This window comes from Actinomyces sp. (assembly GCF_030530635.1).
In the GTDB taxonomy this organism is placed as follows: Bacteria; Actinomycetota; Actinomycetes; order Actinomycetales; family Actinomycetaceae; genus Actinomyces.
Map to the genome: position 1 here is coordinate 1 of NZ_JAUMUL010000020.1, position 19,522 is coordinate 19,522.

19 protein-coding genes are annotated in these 19,522 nt (G+C 68.6%); 6 read left to right on the forward strand and 13 right to left on the reverse strand.

What is annotated here, in order from left to right:
* The 9 genes from Q4A20_RS06525 to Q4A20_RS06565 form a co-directional block, all read right to left on the reverse strand.
* A partial coding sequence (locus Q4A20_RS06525) for a F0F1 ATP synthase subunit gamma (RefSeq protein WP_303121508.1) occupies positions 1 to 610 on the reverse strand: 610 nt, incomplete at its 3' end.
* Positions 611 to 615: 5 nt separating this feature from the next.
* Positions 616 to 2,247, reverse strand: coding sequence for a F0F1 ATP synthase subunit alpha (gene atpA / locus Q4A20_RS06530; RefSeq protein WP_303121511.1), 1,632 nt, complete (start codon positions 2,245 to 2,247; stop codon positions 616 to 618).
* Positions 2,248 to 2,327: 80 nt separating this feature from the next.
* On the reverse strand, positions 2,328 to 3,152 hold the full coding sequence (locus Q4A20_RS06535; RefSeq protein ID WP_303121512.1) for a F0F1 ATP synthase subunit delta: 825 nt from the start codon (positions 3,150 to 3,152) through the stop codon (positions 2,328 to 2,330).
* Entirely contained in the window at positions 3,149 to 3,733 is a 585-nt protein-coding gene (locus tag Q4A20_RS06540) for a F0F1 ATP synthase subunit B (protein WP_303121583.1), read from the reverse strand. Before Q4A20_RS06540 ends, Q4A20_RS06535 begins: the two co-directional genes overlap by 4 nt.
* Positions 3,734 to 3,747: 14 nt before the next feature.
* Positions 3,748 to 3,954, reverse strand: coding sequence for an ATP synthase F0 subunit C (gene atpE / locus Q4A20_RS06545; protein ID WP_303121585.1), 207 nt, complete (start codon positions 3,952 to 3,954; stop codon positions 3,748 to 3,750).
* A 34-nt stretch (positions 3,955 to 3,988) separates the two neighbouring features.
* Complete coding sequence (gene atpB, locus Q4A20_RS06550; protein ID WP_303121514.1) at positions 3,989 to 4,813, reverse strand: F0F1 ATP synthase subunit A; 825 nt, start codon at positions 4,811 to 4,813, stop codon at positions 3,989 to 3,991.
* A gap of 251 nt (positions 4,814 to 5,064) precedes the next feature.
* On the reverse strand, positions 5,065 to 5,496 hold the full coding sequence (locus tag Q4A20_RS06555; protein ID WP_303121517.1) for a hypothetical protein: 432 nt from the start codon (positions 5,494 to 5,496) through the stop codon (positions 5,065 to 5,067).
* A 44-nt stretch (positions 5,497 to 5,540) separates the two neighbouring features.
* Complete coding sequence (locus tag Q4A20_RS06560; RefSeq protein ID WP_303121519.1) at positions 5,541 to 6,698, reverse strand: MraY family glycosyltransferase; 1,158 nt, start codon at positions 6,696 to 6,698, stop codon at positions 5,541 to 5,543.
* Positions 6,695 to 7,342, reverse strand: a complete 648-nt coding sequence (locus Q4A20_RS06565; RefSeq protein WP_303121587.1) for an L-threonylcarbamoyladenylate synthase — start codon at positions 7,340 to 7,342, stop codon at positions 6,695 to 6,697. The genes Q4A20_RS06560 and Q4A20_RS06565 overlap by 4 nt, the downstream gene beginning before the upstream one ends.
* A gap of 223 nt (positions 7,343 to 7,565) precedes the next feature.
* Here Q4A20_RS06565 and Q4A20_RS06570 point away from each other — a divergent pair, with 223 nt between their 5' ends.
* A complete protein-coding gene (locus tag Q4A20_RS06570; RefSeq protein ID WP_303121521.1) occupies positions 7,566 to 7,973 on the forward strand; it encodes a hypothetical protein in 408 nt (135 codons plus the stop codon).
* Entirely contained in the window at positions 7,973 to 9,427 is a 1,455-nt protein-coding gene (locus Q4A20_RS06575) for a hypothetical protein (RefSeq protein WP_303121523.1), read from the forward strand. Before Q4A20_RS06570 ends, Q4A20_RS06575 begins: the two co-directional genes overlap by 1 nt.
* Positions 9,428 to 9,544: 117 nt before the next feature.
* On the opposite strand, the gene Q4A20_RS06580 is transcribed toward Q4A20_RS06575, so the two are convergent.
* Complete coding sequence (locus Q4A20_RS06580; protein WP_303121525.1) at positions 9,545 to 10,231, reverse strand: response regulator transcription factor; 687 nt, start codon at positions 10,229 to 10,231, stop codon at positions 9,545 to 9,547.
* Positions 10,232 to 10,275: 44 nt separating this feature from the next.
* Positions 10,276 to 11,589 carry an ATP-binding protein gene (locus tag Q4A20_RS06585; protein WP_303121527.1) on the reverse strand — a complete coding sequence of 438 codons (1,314 nt, stop codon included), beginning with the start codon at positions 11,587 to 11,589 and terminating at the stop codon, positions 10,276 to 10,278.
* A gap of 321 nt (positions 11,590 to 11,910) precedes the next feature.
* On the opposite strand from Q4A20_RS06585, the gene Q4A20_RS06590 reads away from it, so the two are divergent.
* Positions 11,911 to 13,908 (forward strand): PspC domain-containing protein, encoded by a 1,998-nt coding sequence (locus tag Q4A20_RS06590; RefSeq protein WP_303121530.1) that lies wholly within the window; start codon positions 11,911 to 11,913, stop codon positions 13,906 to 13,908.
* 41 nt (positions 13,909 to 13,949) lie between these two features.
* Positions 13,950 to 14,408: a hypothetical protein gene (locus Q4A20_RS06595; RefSeq protein WP_303121532.1), complete on the forward strand. Its 459-nt coding sequence runs from the start codon at positions 13,950 to 13,952 to the stop codon at positions 14,406 to 14,408.
* Between the two features lie 31 nt (positions 14,409 to 14,439).
* On the opposite strand, the gene Q4A20_RS06600 is transcribed toward Q4A20_RS06595, so the two are convergent.
* Complete coding sequence (locus Q4A20_RS06600) at positions 14,440 to 15,411, reverse strand: Fpg/Nei family DNA glycosylase (RefSeq protein WP_303121534.1); 972 nt, start codon at positions 15,409 to 15,411, stop codon at positions 14,440 to 14,442.
* A 125-nt stretch (positions 15,412 to 15,536) separates the two neighbouring features.
* The gene (locus tag Q4A20_RS06605) at positions 15,537 to 15,989 is read right to left on the reverse strand and encodes a ribose-5-phosphate isomerase (RefSeq protein WP_303121536.1); all 453 of its coding nucleotides are present in this window, start codon (positions 15,987 to 15,989) and stop codon (positions 15,537 to 15,539) included.
* A gap of 86 nt (positions 15,990 to 16,075) precedes the next feature.
* On the opposite strand from Q4A20_RS06605, the gene Q4A20_RS06610 reads away from it, so the two are divergent.
* A complete protein-coding gene (locus Q4A20_RS06610; RefSeq protein WP_303121538.1) occupies positions 16,076 to 18,208 on the forward strand; it encodes a M13 family metallopeptidase in 2,133 nt (710 codons plus the stop codon).
* A 319-nt stretch (positions 18,209 to 18,527) separates the two neighbouring features.
* On the forward strand, positions 18,528 to 19,514 hold the full coding sequence (locus tag Q4A20_RS06615; protein WP_303121540.1) for a hypothetical protein: 987 nt from the start codon (positions 18,528 to 18,530) through the stop codon (positions 19,512 to 19,514).
* The last annotated feature ends 8 nt before the right edge of the window (positions 19,515 to 19,522 follow it).

Sequence of the window (19,522 nt, forward strand, 5' to 3'; positions counted from 1 at the left end):
GCCCGTCGACGTCGACGACGGTCAGCGGCAGCATGCGGCGCACCTCGGGCACCTGCGAGACCATGGACACGAAGCGCGTGAAGACGATGTGCACCTCGGCCACGCCACCGGCCTCTGGGCTGGACAGGAAGTAGTCCAGCATGACGGTGGCGACCTCCTCGATCGAGGCGTCGCTGGGGCGGTCGGACTCGCCGGTCCAGGAGAACTCCACCGGGCGGCCCCGGAAGGCGAAGTAGGCACTTGCCCGCCGTCCGTAGGTGAACAGGACCGGTTCCTTGCCGGCCTCCGTCAGCTGCTCGATGAGCCGTTCGGTCTCTCTCAGGATGGTGGCCGAGTAGGCGCCGGCCATGCCCCGATCGGAGGTGAGTACGAGGATCGCGACCCGGTCCGTGTCCACCCGCTCACGCGTGAGCGGGTGGTCCATGGCCGCGTGGCTGCCGACGGCGGCGACGGCCTGGCTCAGGGCGTGGTCGTAGGGGCCGGCCTCCTGGGCGTTGTTGCGTGCGGAACCGATCCGGGAGGAGGCGATCAGCTCCATCGCCCGGAAGACCTTCTGCAGCGTCTGTGTGGACCGGATGCGCTGCTTGTAGATGCGTTGGCTCCCTGCCACGTCGGTCAGCCCCTCTTGACGACGATCTGCTCGGCGGTGTGCTCCGCGGGAACCTCTTCCTCAAGGGCCCCGACCTCGCCGGAGAGCATGCGCCCACCGGCCAGGTAGGTGGTGCGGAAGGACTCCACGGCCTGGCGCAGCGCCTCCTCGGTGTCCTCCTCCAGGCGCCCGGTGTTCCGGATGGTGTCCAAGAGGTCGGTGTTGTGACGCAGGTGGTCCAACAGGGTGCGCTCGAAGGGCAGCACGTCGGCGATGTCCAGGTCGTCGAGGTAGCCGTTGGTGCCCGCCCAAACGCTGGCCACCTGCTCCTCGACGGGATATGGGGTGAACTGCGGCTGCTTGAGCAGTTCCATCAGCCGCTCACCGCGAGTCAGCTGCTGACGGGTGGCGGCATCCAGATCGGAGGCGAACATGGCGAAGGCCTGCATGGATCGGTACTGGGCCAAGGTGATCTTGAGCGTGCCGGCCACGGTCTTCATGGCCTTGATCTGGGCGTCACCGCCGACCCGGGAGACCGAGATGCCCACGTCGACGGCGGGCCGCTGGTCGGCGTTGAACAGATCGGACTGCAGGAAGATCTGCCCGTCGGTGATGGAGATGACATTGGTGGGGATGTAGGCGGAGACATCGTTGGCCTTGGTCTCGATGATCGGCAGTCCGGTCATCGAGCCTGCCCCCAGCTCGTCGGAAAGCTTGGCGCAGCGCTCCAACAGCCGGGAGTGGAGGTAGAAGACATCACCGGGGTAGGCCTCGCGGCCCGGCGGACGGCGCAGCAGCAGGGATACGGCACGGTAGGCCTCCGCCTGCTTGGACAGGTCGTCGAAGACGATGAGCACGTGCTTGCCGCCGTACATCCAGTGCTGACCGATGGCGGAGCCGGTGTACGGGGACAGGTACTTGAAGCCGGCCGGGTCGGAGGCCGGGGAGGCGACGATCGTGGTGTACTCCAGGGCGCCGCGCTCCTCCAGCGTGGCGCGCACGGAGGCGATGGTTGAGCCCTTCTGCCCGGTGGCCACGTAGATGCAACGCACCTGCTGGCTCGGATCGCCGGTCTCCCAAGCGGCCTTCTGGTTCAGGATCGTATCCAGGGCGATGGCGGTCTTGCCGGTCTTGCGGTCGCCGATGATCAACTGACGCTGGCCGCGGCCGATCGGGATCATGGAGTCGATGGCCTTCAGTCCCGTCTGCAGCGGCTCATGCACGGACTTGCGGGCCATGACGCCGGGCGCCTGCAACTCCAGGGCGCGGCGGCCCTCGGCAGCGATCTCCCCGAGCCCGTCGATGGGCCGACCCAACGGGTCGATGACGCGGCCGAGGAAGGCGTCCCCCACCGGAACGGAGAGGACCTCACCGGTGCGGTGCACGACCTGCCCCTCATCAATGCCGGAGTAGTCGCCCAGAATGACCACTCCGATCTGTCGCTCGTCCAGGTTCATCGCCAGTCCGGCGGTGCCGTCCTCGAAGGTGAGCAGTTCGTTGGCCATCGCCCCGGGCAGGCCCTCGACGTAGGCGATGCCGTCGGCGGCGAAGACCACGTGGCCGATCTCATCGGCGGCCACTTGGGCCGGCTGGTAGGACGCGACGAACTCCTCCAGGGCGGAGCGGACGTCCGCCGCCGCGATGGTCATGTCAGCCATCTGTCGTCTCCATTCGCTGTGGCTTGCTGCTTGCTCGCAACTGTTCGTTTGGCTTGTGTATGCGGTGCCGCGCGGGCCCGTCATCCGGTCAGGGTGGTGCGCAGCCCCGCCAGCGAGCGACGCACGGTGTTGTCCATGACAAGGTCGCGCACCATCACCCGCACGCCGCCGATGACCGCCGGGTCGACCTCCAGGTTGAGTTCCACATCGAACCCCAGTCGGCGGACCAGGATCTCGCGCAGGCGGGCCTGGCGGGCCCTGGTCAGCGGCACGGCCGTGACGACGTCTGCGATGACCCGGTTCTGCATGGCGGCGGCCAGCTCGGTGACACGCCTGAGGTTGTAGGGCACCCCGCCGACGGCGACCTCCGGCTGGTGACGTACGCACCAAACCACCAGGGTCATGGCCGGGTGGGAGATGCGAGAGCCGAACAGTCGCTGGGCCAGGCGCACCCGGGCATCGGTGCTGGTACGGCGAGCCGGTTCGAGCGCCTGCCGGATCTCTCGGTTGGCGGACACCTCGCGGGCGACGGCGAAGACCTCCTGCTCGACGTCGTCGAGGGTTCCTCCGGCGCGGGCTCCTGAGAGAATTGCCTTGATACCCAGGTCGTGCAGGGCACTGATCAGATCAACCGCGCGCGACCAGCGACCGCGCACCATGCCCTGCAGCAGTTCAACGACGCGCCCGTCCACCCTCCCGGCGAACAGGCGGAAGGCCAGAGCGGCCTTGTCCCCGGGTTCCCGGTTGGGGTCGGTCAAGGGGCCCCGCAGCGGATTCGAGGCGATCTCATGCGCGACCGCGAGGATCTGCTCGCCGAGTTCCTGTCCCTGCGCACCGGCGGAGGCCAGGACGGGGGCCCAGGCCTGCTCGGTGAGCGCGCGGGTGGCGGAGGTGCCGGCTTTCACCGGATCGCCTCCGCTCTCGCGGCCCAGGCGGGGCTGACCGGTGTGTGCTCGAGCTCGTCGAGGAAACGGTCGATTACGCGCCCGGACAGTTCGGTGTCGGTCAAATGCTCACCGACCAGTCTTTCCGCCAGGTCGGTGGCCAACAGGCCGACATCCGCGCGCAGCGAAATCTGGGCGGCCTGCTTATCGGCCTGGATCTGCCGCTCGGCCACCTCCATGGCGCGGCCGACCTCTCCGTCGGCCTCGGCGCGAGCGTCGGCGATGATCTTGTCCGCCTCGACCTGGGCGCGCTCACGGATCTTGGCGGCCTCCAGGCGGGCGTCCTCAACCAGGCGGGCGGCCCGGGCCTCGGCGTCGGACTGCTCCTCCTTGACCTTGTCCGTCAGAGCCAGGCCCTCCTCGATCTTCGCCGTCCGCTCGTCGAGCACCGCATTGAAGCGCGGCAGCGCGTACTTGATCAGGACGACGGCGATGACCAGGAAGCAGATCGTGCCCCACACCAGATCGGCCAGGTGCGGCACGAACAGGAAAATACCTTCCGGGGCCCCGGCCTCGGCCGCCACGACGGCACCGGCAGTCATGCTGGCCACTTCCGTCACTGGAACACGAATCCGGCGGCGAAGCCGAGCAGACCAAGGGCCTCAATCAGCGCCGCACCGATGAACATGTTCGTACGCAGCACGCCGGCAACCTCGGGTTGGCGGGCCGTTGACTCCTGAGTCTTCGCCACGACCATGCTGATGCCGAGGGCGGGACCGACGGTGGCCAGGGCGTAGCCGATCGTCGCGATAGAACCGGTGATTCCCATGTGGTAACTCCTCGTGTGGGTTGGGTGGTCAGTGCATGTGCACCGAGGACTCGATGTATACCGCGGACAGCAGGGCGAATATATAGGCCTGTAGGGCGGCGACGAATGCCTCCAACAGGATGAAGACGATACCCGCCACGAAGGTGATCGTGCCGAGGATCTTCAGCTGCGCCGTCGCATAGACGAACAGGGCGTTGGTGGCCAGGAAGCACAGCGAGAGCAGCAGGTGCCCGGAGATCATGTTCGCCATGAGACGGATAGTCAGCGTCAGGGGTCGCAGAATGAAGGTGGACAGGAACTCCACCGGTACGATCAGCGGGTACAGGAAGCCGGGCACACCGGTGGGCACCAGCGCCCCCTTGACGAACCTGGCCACGCCGTTTGCCCGCACACCCGCGTATACGAAAGCGATGTAAGAGGCGATGGCGAATACCAGGGGCATGCCGACCACGCCCGTGGAGGCGATCTGCAGCCCGGGGAGGATGCCGGAGATGTTCAGGAAGAACACCCCCAGGAAGATCGTAGTGATGATCGGCGTATACCGGGCGCCGTACTTCTCCCCGAGGATCTCCACCGCGATGTTCTTGCGCACGAACTCCAGAATCATCTCCAACAGGTTCTGCATGCGTCCCGGCACGACCTTGGCGCGGGCCGCGCCGATGCCGAACAGGGCCACGAGAACCAGCGTCATAATGATGCGCACCAGCATGACGCGGTTGAGTTCGAAGGCAGTGCCCGCCAGGGCGAAGGCCTCGGGGTAGAAGTCGTCGAGCGAGGGCGGCTCGAACCCGCCGCCGTCCGCCACCGGGGCGATCGCTGCCAGGCCGGCGGTGAGGATCACAGTCGTTGTCACCGGACCTCCTCATGAACGGTTGCGGACTCAAGGCACTGCCACCATGTGCCACGGCGACGGTATCCGAAGGCACCCGCCGCGGCCATCGGGCTCAGAGCCTGGCGGATATGGTACCCCCTCATCGGAATATGACCTTACCTTTCTTCCATGCCGGTCGTACACCCGTCCGGCCGGATCCGCCGCCATCGGCCGCCCCGCTCCCGCCTGGCCGGGAGGATGTCGACGGGATGCGGCCCACCCGGCTGGTACGGCTACGCCTCATCCTCTGCGTCGTCGTACGCCTCCAAGCGGCCGGAGGGCGCGTGGCTGCCGGAGCCGAGCGAGACCACTTCGACGCCGGTCACCCCCAGCAGTACCGCGGCGAAGGCGCAAAAGAACCAGGCCGGAGAGAGCTGCTCCCGATGCGCCCCCAGCAACAGCACCGTCCCGATCATCACCGCCACCTTGCCGGCGAAGGAGACCATGACACCGGCAGACGCCAGCATGGGGAAGCGCTCCCACGGGATCAGCAGCGCGACCACGGTGATCCCCGTAAGAAGCAAGCCGGTCAGGCCGCCTCCGGCCGCCCCGGCCCAGGCGTCGCCTCCCGCCACAGCACCTGCCCCCAAGGCGACAGCGGTGATCACACCCCCGGTCCAGGACACCCGCGCCGCGGTGCGGCGGAACAGTGACTGTTGCGACATGCGCTCCGCAACCGTGCGTGTGCGAGCCGGTTTCGAACTCCGCTTCAACGTCGCCCTCCCCTGGAGGGTCGGGGGCGGGCATGACGGGCGGGGCGGGCGCCCAGTCGCCGCACCCAGGCCTGACGCACACCGGGCATCAGGTCCACGGTCACCACCAGGGCAAGGCCTACGCCTACGGCGACGCCCACCAGCACCCGGGTCGGGGGGAAGAAGGCCATGGCCGCCACCGAGTACGCCGCCACGGCCGCCCAAACGTACATCACCAGCACGGCGCGGCGGTGCGAGTGGCCGGCGGCCAGCAGCCGGTGGTGCATATGCATGCGGTCGGCATGGAATGGGCTGTGGCCCGCCAGCGTGCGTCGCACGATCAGCCGGACCATGTCGGCCAGCGGCAGCAGCAGCACCGCCAACGGAATGATCACGGGCAGGAACACCGGCACCGCCGTCGGGCCCTCCAGGGTGCCGGGGTCGATCTGCCCGGTGACGATGATGGTGCCGGCGGCGCTGATCAACCCCAGCTGCATGGAACCGGAGTCACCCATGAAGATGGTGGCGGGATGGAAGTTGTGGGGCAGGAAGCCCAGGCACATGCCGACCAGGGCCGCCATCACCGTGGCCGCCAGGGAGGTGTAGGAGTCCGGGGAGGTGTGGCGGGTGAGCACGTAGATGTACAGGAAGAATGCGGAGGCACCGATGCCGATGATGCCGGCGGCCAGACCGTCCAGGCCATCGATCCAGTTCACGGCATTGATCACGGCCAGGACCACCACGATCGTTGATACCAGGGACAGCCGCGAGGAGCCGATGGTCAGGCCCGCCACCGGGAAGGTGATCAACTGGACGCCCTGCCAGGCCATGACGCCGGCTGCGAGCGTCTGCCCCACGAGCTTGGTCATCCAGTCCAGCTCCCACAGGTCGTCAATGACGCCGAGAAGGCACACCATACCGCTGCCGAGCACGACCGCCCAGGCCGAGGAGTCTATGACCCGGGACAGGTAGGGCACCTGGGAGGCAACCACCATCGCGGTGGCGAGGCCGGCGAACATGGCCACTCCGCCCAGCCGTGGGATGGGGGTGGCGTGCACGTCCCGCGCCCGCACCGGGGTGAGTGCGCCGCTGACCAGGGCGAGGTGGCGCACGATCGGCACTGACACGTAGGTGACGGCCGCGGCGACCAGCAGTAGGAGCAGGTAGACCTTCACGTTCCCAGCCTCTCCAGCTCTTCTCGGCTGATAACGCCCTCACGCAGTACCTCGGGCGCCCACGCGGCCGGCCCGACCAGGGAGACGATGGTGGAGGGAACCGGCCCGGGAGTGGGGCCGCCGTCGAGCAGCAGTATGTCCGTGTTTTCGACCGCGTCGGAGACAACGGTGTCCGCGTCGCCCACGCGTCCCGGGAAGGCCGCCCGCACTCCGGCGGCGTCGGTGGCCGGGGGCTGTCCCGTGGCGTTGGCGCTGGTCACGGCCATGGGACCGGTGGCGTGCAGCAGGGCCAGGGCCAGAGGGTGGTCGGGCATACGCACGGCGATCGTGCCACCGGTGTCCCCCAGGTCCCAGTCGAGGTTTGGAGCGGCCTCGAGCACCAGGGTGAGCGCCCCGGGCCAGAAGGCCTCCACGAGGGCTCGGGCGGCATCCGGAACGCGGGCGACGACGCCGTCGAGCTGGGAGCCATCCGCAATGAGTACCGGGGGCGGCATGGTGCGGCCGCGCCCCTTGGCAGCCAGTAGCCGACAGACGGCGGCGGCATCGTCGGCACGAACGCCCAAGCCGTACACGGTGTCCGTGGGCAGGGCAAGAAGTCCGCCTGCGGCAACGTGTACGGCTGCCCGGGCGATCCGCTCGGGCATCGGCTGCTGGGCCAGCTGGGTCACGGCCGCCATCCTCGCACGATTCACCCGCATCACGTGCCCAGGCACTTGGTCACGGGTTCAGCGCTTAGGCGACTGCCTGCGCTCGGTGGACCCGGCAGCCCGGTCCGGGGAAGTGCCGACACCGATTTGGGTCCTTATGGTGTCGCGATCGGGGCCTGCATGAGTCATGAACGATTGCCGACGCCGTTAGCCTGCTGGCGTGTCTCGTCCCTCCGGTTCCCGCATGTTCAGTGCGCCTACCAAGGCCAAGCCATCACGGATACAGACCACCGTAGTTGCCACGACCCTGGCCGTGCTGGTGCTGTGCGCCACACTGCTCGTGCCGGTCAGGGCAGTGGCCGCGGGAGCCGTCGACTTGATCGTCCAGCTTCAGGTCCCCGCCGCGGCCGGGGTCGGCTCAGCCTTTGAGGCGACTATGACGATCGCCAACCGGGGAGCGGACCCGGCCACCAACGTTGAGCTGTCACTGAGCATGGATTCCGGGACCACCTCGATCACCGCCGCACCTGGAACCGCCACCGACGGAGCGAGCCCAGCCGAGCAGCTCACCGTCACCGGCGTAATCCCGACTCTGCCCTCCCTGCCCTGGGAACCGTTACGGTCGTAGTGACCGGCCGCTACCCCGTGTCCTCCTCGGCGGCCTTCACCGCCACGGTCAGCGCGCCTGAAGACACCGAACTCGACCCCTCCACCAACACCGTCACTCAGAACACCGCGTTGGACCGTACCGCTTCGGTGGCGGTGACCAAGACCCAGGACAAGGAAACCGTCGCCTCCGGCGAGACCCGCACCTACACCGTCACCTACACCAACACCGGCACCACCGACGTCAACGGCCTGCGCATATCCGACTTCTACGCCTTCAACCCACCCGGCACCAACCTGGCCTACTCCATCAACTGCGACCCGACCTCAACCGCACCCTGCCCCACCTGGGCCAACGGCACCACAATCCGCGAAAACTCCGGCAACCGCTGGATCTCACTCAACCGCACCACCGACCTACCCGCCGGAACCAGCCTCATACTCACCATCCCCCTCACCCACACCGTCGCCTGCCTAGCCGGCAGCTCCGTCACCGGCAACAACCAGGCCTCCTTCACACTTCCCGACGACACCCAGGCCACACCCGGCACCATCACCAGCCAACACATCAACGGCACGATCCGTACCACGGACGTAACAACAGTCACCTCGGTTTCGACGACCGCGCCAGAACCAGGTCAGGAGATGAACGTCACCGCGGAGGTCACCAACGGCTGCGGCGCGGCCACGGACGTACCGGTCACCATCACCCTGCCCAAGAACGCCTTCACCGTAGATGACGATGCCACCCCGACCTGTTCGGCCACTGGCGGCGCCACCTGCCCCAGCGACCTGACCTACGATCCGGTCACCCACACGGTGACCGGGACGGTTCCCTCCCTGCCCCAAGGCTCATCGGTCGTCCTCTCGGTGACTGGTAATGCCGGGATCGCAGCCACTTTCGCCAGTTCCCAGCTCGTGACCACCACCGCACCGGATCGTTGGGACTTGGCGCCGGACACGAACACGTCATCCACCACCTTCGCACTGTCCAACACTCGTACTCGAGCCACCGTGACGCACACCATCCAGGGACTCCCCGCCAGCGGCGCCCCCGAGGCCATGACCTTCGACGGGACCCTGGCCTGCCAGGCCTCCGGAACCCACTCCGTATCGGTAACCGTCCCCGCGGGCTCTTCCCAGGGGCAGCTGAGCAGCACCAGTCTCATATGGCTGCACGACACCTGCACTCTGACCGTCACTCGCCCCGATGCCCCGGCCCGGATGGAATGGCACGAGGACACCCCGACTGACATCACCGAGTCCACTGGCGAGGTCACCGGCCCCATCACATACGCCTTCACCTGGGTGCTGACCGGAACTCCGTCGTCACCGAATCAGCCGCCGACAGGGCCGTCGCCTCCTTTGACGGGAGGCACCGGTGCGGACATCTTTCTGAGCGTCGGTGCGGGCATGATTCTCCTCGCCCTGACCAACGCGGTGCTGCGCCGTCACAGGCGAATCGGCGCGCGCTGAGCGCACCAGGCGTCCCGGTCCGTTGAGAACCGGGACGCCGCTGGGACGCAACGGCCTGACCGCCCCGCACCAGGACCGTGCCCGCGGCGTCCACTGACGCCGTCGGCCCCCGGTATCTCACACAATGCGGCGGGCGGCGGCCCAGCGGGTGAGCTCGTTGCGGTTGGACAGCTGCAACTTGCGCAGCACGGCAGAGACGTGGGTCTCTACCGTCTTGACGGAGATGAACAGCTCGGCCGCGCACTCCTTGTAGGTGTACCCGCGGGCGATCAGCCGCATGACCTCGCGTTCACGGGCGGAGAGCCGGTCAAGCTCCGAGTCGGCCACGGCCACCTCCCCCGCCCCGGCGCCGAAGGCGTCCAGCACGAAGCCGGCGAGCCTCGGGGAGAAGGCGGCGTCTCCCGCTGCGACCCGGCGCACCGCCTGAGCCAGGTCGAGGGAGGATATCGCCTTGGTTACGTAGCCGCGGGCACCTGCGCGGATGACGGAAACGACGTCCTCGGATGCGTCGGAGACGGACAGAGCCAGAAAACGGGTGGAGGGCACGTCCCGGCAGGCGGCCACGACTTCGGCTCCTCCCCCGCCGTTGCCGCCTGGAAGGTGCACATCCAGCAGGACGACGTCCGGAACCAGGGCGTGGACGGCGGCGATGGCGCCCTCGACGTCGTCGGCCTCGGCGATCACCTCCAAGTCGGGGGCGTCGGCGGCGAGTTCGGCGCGCACCCCGGCGCGGACCAGGGTGTGGTCGTCGACGACGAGGATGCGCAGCGCGGTTTTGACGTCCGGTTCATCAGGCTGACTCATCGGAGACTCCTTGATCGTGTCGGGTATAGGGACGGTTTGACAGGCTACTGTTGGGAGACCGGCGCGGACGGCTGCGGTGTCGACCCGGACAGAGCGGACAGGGACAGGTGCACCTCGGTGCCCGCTGGACGACAGCGCACGGTGGCACGACCGCCGTGGCGTTCCATACGACCGATGATCGACTCTCTCACCCCGTGGCGGTCGGGGGGCACGGCGGCCGGGTCGAAACCGGAACCGCGGTCGCGGATGAATACGTCCAGGTGCTCAGCGGTTATCTCGGCGTAGGCGCTCACCGGCGGCGCCCCGTGGCGCACGGCGTTGGACAGGGCCTCCCGGGCGGCGGCGACAACCACCTCCGTACTTGGGTCCCGGGGGCGGTCGCCCACGATCACGAGCTCGACCTCGACGCCGTGCAGGTCCTCGACCTCGGCCGCCATATCACGCAGAGCGTCCGCGGTGGAGGTGGCCGCCTCGGCGCGGTCGGTGTACAGCCATGCGCGCAGTTCTCTTTCCTGGGAGCGGGCCAGGCGGGCCACCGCCTCGGGCTCATCGGCGCGTTTACGGATCAGGGTGAGCGTTTGCAGGACGGAGTCGTGCAGGTGAGCGGCGATGTCGGCACGCTCGGCCTCGCGGGCCTCGGCGGCGCGCGTGTCAGACAGGGCCCGGTTGGTACGCAGCCAAAGTGGTGCCAGCACCAGTCCAATGCCGAGCACCAGGGCACCTCCCGTCAGGGCTCCGGTGAGCAGCACGCGCGGCGGAGTGTCGTCCGCGATCCACAGCAGAATGCCGACGGCGGCAAGTACCACGCCACCGGCCAGACGCAGCATGGTGCCAGACTCTCGCGCCGGACCTGTCAATGCCTCAGCCTGTGACCAGGCCAGGGCGGCGCCGGAGGCAACCAGGATCAGCGGCAGCAGCCAGCCGGCCCCGCCGGCAAAGGCGCCCTGCCGCCAGGCGGTGAGCAGGGCCGCTGCTAGCAGCAGGGCGGCGCCGCCGGCCACGCCGCGCAAGCGTGCTGTGAGAAGGGGCTGGCCCGCGGTGCGCCCCGCCAGTCGTGAGGCCAGACGGGCCTGCGCGGGCGGCAGGCCCGTGGAATCGAGGGGATTGCCCGCAGGCACGAGCACCCACAGCAGCAGATACAGCAGGGCCCCGCCCCCGCCCATGACCGTGAGCACCACCATCGCCAAGCGCACTGCCGCAACCGTCACGCCCAGGTGGACAGCTAGTCCCCCGCACACGCCGGCGACGATCCGCGATGGGCCCGGATGCGGTGCCCGTCGGGGCGGGCGCCGTAGCGGCGGGCGAACGGTCGGCGGCAGGCCGGATGCGCTGGGCGCGCCGGAAACCGTCTGGGTCATGGTCCAATGGTCGCACGACAGCCCCTTTTGGAGCAGACCGCTGACCGCGTAGAGTGCCGGTCTCGGTGGGTCCTGGCCTGCGCTGTGCAACCGGCGCAAGCCGGGCAACCACCACGGTTCAAACACGAGGTGCCCAGGATTCAGGGAGGCGCCGCACACGAATCGGGGACGGGTCAGGGAGGCCCCCCATCGCGCCACCAAAGCCCGGACACGGACCATAAAGCTATGAGTGAAGTGCCCCCACGCGACCCGTCCGCCAAATATCCGCACGACCAGGCATCTCCCACCGACGGTGGCCCACCCCGGGGGGCAGGTGGCCCGGTGCCCCCGCCGGGTGCCGTACCTCCGCCTCATAACGCCGCCTTCCCACCGCCTGGAACCGGCGCCCCCACGCCACCGCGTCGTCCGGCCACGGCGGGATTCTTCGACTCACTGCGGCGTGCCGGGCTGGCGCGCACGAATGAGCGGTGGATCGCCGGGGTGGCCGGAGGTGTGGCCCGCAGGCTGGGGCTGGATCCCACCCTGGTGCGCTGCGTGTGGGTCGTACTGGTAGTATTCACCGGCCTGGGGCTGGTGCTGTACGGGCTGGGCTGGGCGCTCATGCCGGAGGAGTCCGACGGCCGGATCCACTTCGAGCAGGTCCTGAGCGGCGACTTCGACGCCGGCTTCGCCGGGGCGGTGGCGACCTTCATTTCCGGCTGGGTACTGATCGATCATGGACTGATCCCCTCCTGGTACATCCGCGGCTGGGCCGGATGGGGCTATTACGACCTGCTGTGGTCCGTGGTGGGAACATGTCTGGTGGTGGGTGCCGTTTACTGCGGGTACCGCGTCATTCGCAGCAGCCGCAGACCGTATCCGCAGCCGCCTACTCCGGGCGGCCCCGGCCCCGCGGGTCCGACCACGATGCCGTCCGCCGGGCCGCCTCACGCCGGGACACCCACACCGTACCCAGCCGCACCCGTTTCAAATGTGCCCGGGCCCCAGGCCGGCCCCCGGCCTGCGGGCGCAACCATGTCGGCAGGCCATCCCGGCGTGCCCATGCGGGCCATGCCGCCCGCGGGGCCCCCGCCCCGCCCCATCGCGCCGGTACTGCCCCGCCGCCCCGGCCCGGGACATCGCCTCGGTCAGACCGTCGCCGGCATTATCTTCTGCTGCCTCGCCGCAATCGTGCTGCTCTGGTACACCGGCCATATGGGACCGATCGCCGCGTGGCTCGCCGCGATCGGGGCCGTAACCGCCCTGCTGGGCGCGGGCGTCGTCATCAGCGCTCTGCGCCATCGCCGCGGCGGTTGGATGACCGGCCTGGGCTGGCTAGCCGCCGTGATCGCCGTGCCCAGCCTCATGCTCGGCACCGGCGTACCGGGAGGAGCACTCAGCGCCAGGGATACCACCTGGAGTACGACCGCCCACACGGTGACTCTGACCTGGGACGACCTGAAGCGCCAGTTCTCCGGCGCCCGCGGCAACGCGAACACAATCGTGAGTCTGGGCGACTACGCCGCCGGGAGAGTCGTCCTCGACCTGACCGATATGCCCGCGGGTGCGGAGCCGCGCGTGCGGGCTGCACTCAGCATCGGCGTCGGCACAGTTACCATCCGCACGTCCGCGGAGCAGAACCTCTCCGTGAACTCCACTGTGGGTGCCGGCCCCACCTACGCCGACACGATTAGCGATTGGGCAACCGACGGCGGCGTGATGACCGTTCATCACAACGCCTGGCACCGGAGCCGCTACACGGTAAACGGTGATTCCGTAACCTCCCGCCACTCCGAGCGCTGGCATCCGGGTGAACTCGTTTCACTCAGATCCCCCGCCGCGCAGGAGGCCGGCACCGCCCTGAGCCTGGATATCGAAGTGGGCGTTGGTGCAGTGAATGTCGACGAGCAGCCCAACCAGGTGACCTGGTACGGCCTCCAGGACGACGCGGCATGGATCGTTGAGTCATGGGTCGACGAGCACGGCAAGTCGCATGACACCCTTCCCGTCCCCGGTATGACGCATACGGCAATCGGCACGGAGACCGCTACCACCTGCAGCGAGGCCGTCACCGATGCCCTGGCTGACGCCGCCTCGGACGATGGAGACGATCCCGATGACTGGGAGGACCAGGGGTGGTATGGCGACTGGTATGGGGTGTCCGAACTGACCGGTGTGGGGCGTGCGGCCTGGGACGACTGCGTTGACGAGGCCTTGCGGACCGGGGCCGGGCCCGATGCCTCCGAACCGTCACCGGAGCCGTCCGCCTCGTCGCCATCGACGGCAGCACCGTCCCCGTCGGCCGCGGCGACCGAGCCCAGCCCCACCCCGACCCACTGAACCGAAATCTCCGCGCTCGTACTTGTACTAAGGAGCCGATCATGAACAACAGCAACACCGATGCCAAAGACGCCGCGAACGCCGCAGCCGCCGATGAGGCGCCCACCACCCAAGTTCCCCAGTCGGAGCAGACCTCGCCGTCTCCCGCGGATACCTGGGAGCTGCCCGGCGGCAAGCCTCCGGAATCCCCCGCTCGGGAACTGCCCGGCGAGATGCCATCGGCAGCCCCCGAACGGGACGTTTGGAGTGGGCCGCGCAGGCCGGCAGGTCCAAACGCCGCAGCCGCCACCTCGGCACCGCACGCTCCGCAGGGCGTGCGCGCCAGCACCCTGGTGTGGGGGCTGTTCCTGCTGGTGCTGGGCGGATTACTACTGGCCGTCGCCTTGGGTGCGCGCATCGACCTGATCACCGCCGTGATCCTGCTACTGTCCGGCGTAGGCGTGGCACTGCTGGTCATGGCCCTGTTGCCCCGCCGTAAGCCGGATGTGCCCGGCACCTGAGCCTACGCTTGAATACGAAACCAGCGCTAAATCAGTATGCCTGACAGGTGGGGCACCAGAACAGGCGCCGCCCGCCCATCTCCCGCTCCGCGATCCTGGTGCCACACCGCAGGCAGGGCCGCAGCGCACGGTGGTAGACGTACCAGCGTCCGGCCTCCTGGTCATCCTCCGGCAGTGGCTCAGGCACCTCCGCGGCATCCACCGTGGTGATGAAACCGGTGGCGACTCCGTACTCCATGAGTGGCACCAGGTCATCCCATATCTCTCGCAGTCGCTTGGTACTGATCCGGTTGCCCGACCGGAACGGGGACAGGCCCACCCGGAAGAGGACCTCGGCGCGGAAGATGTTCCCGGCCCCGGCGAGGACCGACTGGTCCATGAGCAGCTCGCCGATTGCTCTCCGACGTCGCCGCGCGGCCGCAACGAACTCCTCAGGATCGGCGTCAGGACGCAGCGGATCGGGACCCAGACGACGCCTAACCGCAGCCACGCCTTCGGCGTCCAGCAACTCACAGACCGTCGGGCCGGTCAAGTCGGCCACCCCGTGCTCCCCGGCCAGGCGCACCCGTACCGCGCCGCGAGGCTCCGGCGCAACCCATCCTACCGTCGCCGGTGCGGGCGCTTCGCCGTTGAGCCCGGACAGCGCCGAACCGCCGCCGTGGGCGAGGGCATGCTCCCCGCGCTCTCCCAGCCGCCGACGGGGCGCGCCGATGGAGTGGGGGGCGGTGAAGGAGGCGTCGCCGTTGAAGGTCCAGGAGCCGTACAGGCCCAGGTGGATGCGCAGCCAGGTCACATCCGGGGAATCGATGGGAACATCCGCGGCCGACGCGAAGGGGAGCAGCAACTGCTTCCCGTAGGCCTGCCCGCCCAGGAGGACCTGACCACTCAGACACGCGGCGCCGTCGGTGAAGCGCCCCTGCGGGGAGGTGACGGTCAGGCGCTGGCCGCCGTAGAGCTCGGTCAGCGCACGGGCGAGGCGGTGGACGGTGTGGCCTTCGGGCATACCGGGGACGCTACACGATGGTTACGGCCCCATGGCAGGGCGTCTCACCTGAGGCTTTCGGTGCGTAAGTCCACCGCCTGTGATCGAGGCCCTCAGGTCCGGTCCGGCCCCGGGCGGCATCAGGGTTACCGTCGAGCACGCTCGTATGCGGCCATCTGGTCGATCCGATTCTGGTGGCGCTCTTCGCCGCTGAAGGGCTCGGCGATGAAGGCGTCCAGGATGCTGACGGCTTCATCAATGGTGTGCATGCGGGCACCCAGGCCGGCCACGTTGGCGTCATTGTGGCGGCGGGCCAGCCGGGCCGTCTCCTCGCTCCAGACCAGTGCCGCACGCACGCCGCCCACCAGATTGGCGGCCATCTGCTCACCGTTGCCGGAACCGCCGAGCACCACCCCCAGACTGTCCGGCTCGGCCGCCACCGCCTCGGCGCAGGCAATGCAGAACTCCGGGTAGTCGTCGAGGCGGTCGTAGACGTAGCAGCCGTGATCGATGACCTCATGACCTGCCGCCCGCCAGTGGTCGACGAGGGCCCCCTTGAGTTCGAATCCGGCGTGGTCGGTGCCGATGTGAATGCGCATGGGTGAATTGTGCCTCACGCGAACAATTCTGGCGCCTCCCACCCCCGATTACGGGCGAATGTGCAAGCCCGGGCTAGCGTTGCGCCATGACCGATCCGAGCGACTCCCCAGTCCACGCGTCGACCCACGCCGACTCCGCGGCGGCCGGTTCCGGACAGGTCGTGCTGGCCGGCGTGTACGAGCCCGCCGCGGCCGACACCTCCGTGCGCCCTCAGGACGACCTCTTCCGCCACGCCAACGGAACCTGGCTGGCGACGACGACGATCCCCGCCGACCGCCCCGCCACCGGCTCCTTCCTGGTGCTTCGCGACGCCGCCGAGGCCGCCTGCCGGGACATCCTGGAGGAGCTGGCCGCTTCCCCGTACGACGGCCTCCCGACCGACCCGTCGGCCAAGCTCGGTGCGCTGTACGCCGCGTTCCTGGACGCCGAGCACATTGATGAGCTGGGCGCGACTCCGCTCACCGTCGAGCTCGAGCCTGTACTCGCGGCGGCGGACAAGGAGGCGCTCGCCCACGCCCTGGGCGCGCGCCTGGCCGCCGGCTTCACCGGGCCGGTGGACATCGCCGTCGAGGTGGACCTGAACGATCCCGAGCGCTACACCACCTGGATGGCCCAGTCGGGACTGGGCCTGCCGGACGAGTCCTACTACCGGGAGGAGGACCGCGCCGAGATCCGGGAGGCCTATGTCGCTCACGTGGCGCGCATGCTGGCCCTGGCGGGTCTGCCGGAGCAGCTGGGAGCCGACGCTGATGCACTAGCCGAGCGCATCATGTCCCTGGAAACCGCCCTGGCGAAGGGGCACTGGGACCGAGTCGCCTGCCGCGACATCGAGAAGATCAACAACCCCACGACCTGGGAGGACCTGGTCGAATCCGCGCCCAGGTTCCCCTGGCAGCAGTGGTACGACGGCGTGGCCGAGGCGGCCGCGGCCGCCGGCGCGCAGCCGGGCGTGCTGCTGCAGGAGACGATCGTCGAGCAGCCCGACTACCTGCCCCATCTGGCACAGGTATGGCAGGAGGCCTCTCTGGCGGATCTGCGTGCCTGGGTGACCTGGCACCTGGTGCACGGCCGCGCCACACTGCTGTCAAGCGAATTCGTGGAGGAGAACTTCGACTTCTACTCCCACACGCTGCAAGGCGTGGACGAGCTGCGGGCCCGCTGGAAGCGGGGTGTCGGTCTGATCGAGGGGACGCTGGGAGAGGCGCTGGGCGAGTTGTACGTGGCCCGACACTTCCCACCCACCCACAAGGCGCGCATGGAGCAGCTGGTCGCCCGCCTGATCGAGGCCTACCGGGCCTCGATCTCCGCACTGGAGTGGATGAGCCCGGCAACCCGCGAGCGCGCCCTGGAGAAGCTGTCCCTGTTCACCCCGAAGATCGGCTACCCCGCCAAATGGCGCGACTACAGCGCCGTGACGGTGACACCCGGCGACGTGGTCGGCTCGGTACGCTCGGTGGAGGCCTGCGAGCTGGCCCGCGCCCTGCGCAAACTGGGAGGCCCGGTGGATCGCGATGAGTGGCACATGACCCCGCAGACGGTCAACGCCTACTACAACCCGACCATGAATGAGATCGTCTTCCCCGCTGCGATTCTACAGCCACCCTTCTTCGACCCCGAGGCCGACGACGCCGTCAACTACGCCGGCATCGGCGCGGTGATCGGCCACGAGATCGGCCACGGCTTCGACGATCAGGGCTCCACCTTCGACGGGCACGGCAAGGTGACCGACTGGTGGACCGAGGCCGACCGGAAGGCCTTCGAGGCGCGCACTCAGGCTCTGATAGCGCAGTACAACGCCTACCGTCCGGCCGCACTCGTGGCGCGCGCCGAAGCCGACGGCGAGGACGTGAACAAGGTCCCCCACGTCAACGGCAAGCTCACGATCGGGGAGAACATCGGCGACCTGGGCGGACTGGGCATTGCGCTGAAGGCCTATGCGCTGGCGCTGGCCGACGCCGGCATCGATTCCGTGGCCGAGGCGCCGGTGCTAGACAATCTGACCGGCCTGGAGCGCTTCTTCTACTCCTGGGCGCGCATCTGGCGCAACAAGAGCCGCGACGACTACGCCGAGCTGCTGCTCACGATCGACCCGCACGCCCCCGCGGAGTTCCGCTGCAACGGGATCGTGCGCAACGTGGACGCCTTCTACGAGGCCTTCGGGGTGAGCCAGAACGATGCACTGTGGCTCGCCCCCGAGGAACGCGTGACCATCTGGTGAGACTGCGGGCCACACATATGCGCCGAACCGACGATCGTGATCTCTGCGTTGCCAGCCATGGGTCGATACTCCCCTCCGTGAGATACACGAGAGCCGCGCCACATGGGGACTTCTCCCCATCAACGCTCACACAAAACACAGGTTAACCGGGTCCTAGGTCCCACTTCTGTGACTGGTGTGACTGTTGTGAAGCCAGTCCGACCCCGAATTACAGCTGGATCACACGAGATGGGGTTGTCTCCAAACCGATATCCGTAGAGGCTGGTTCCAATCCGGCGCCACCCCGCGCCGTGCCTCGTCTATCCCATTTGGAGGATCTATGCGTCTGGGACGCTCCATCACTACTCTCGGCGCCGTTGCCGCGCTCGTGGCCGGCGGTGTGGCCGTGTCCACCCCCGCCGTCGCCGATACCACGGAGGACGGCTTCACGCTCGACGCCCCGTCCAGCCGCGTCGTCGACCCCGCCTCATCAATCACCGTGACCGGCTCCGGCTGCGGCACTTTAGAGAATCCCGGCAAGGTGGGCGTGTTCCTCACCAACAACAACCAGGGCACCACCTACTCCACTCCGGTGATCGTTGACGCCGGCGCCGACGGCACTTGGACCGCGACGCTGGACCTGTCCGCCGCCGTCGCCGAACTCGGCACCGACCCCAATGTCGACCCGTGGTTCGTCGCCGCGGCGTGCACCACCTACAACGGTGCAACCAGCGGCACCGCCGGTGAGCAGCTCATCCTGGATGGGACGAGCTTTAACGGCTCCTACATCATCCACGGCTCCACCGCCGGTCAGCAGTCCTTCGAGATCACGGCCTCCGGCCTGACCCCGGGCGAGACCGTCAACAACACGCTGATCCGCCAGGGGGACGCCGACTCGGCCGACGTCACCCCCGTCGCCACTCTCGGCTCGGGTGTCGTGGACGCGAGCGGCAACTTCAACGGGACCTTCGCGGCCCCGTCCGTGCCGGACGGCACCTACGTGCTGCGCCTGGCCGGCGACCGCTACGGTGAGGGCGGCGACTCCGTTGCGCTGATCACCGTGACCAACGGCGTGTACGCCACCGCCGCGAGGTCGACCGACGACCCGAATGACTCCGGCATCACCGGCAACAACGACCAGCCGAACAACAACCAGCCGAACAACACGGGCCAGAACGTCTCCGCGACCGTCGCCGCCACCGTTCCGGCGAAGGCCTCCGGCAAGGAGCTGGCCAAGACCGGTGGCGCGGGCCTGACACTCTCCATACTCGCGGCCGGTCTGCTCGCCTCCGGCGCCGTGGTGCTGCGCGCCCGCAGGCACGCCTGATCGCTGCT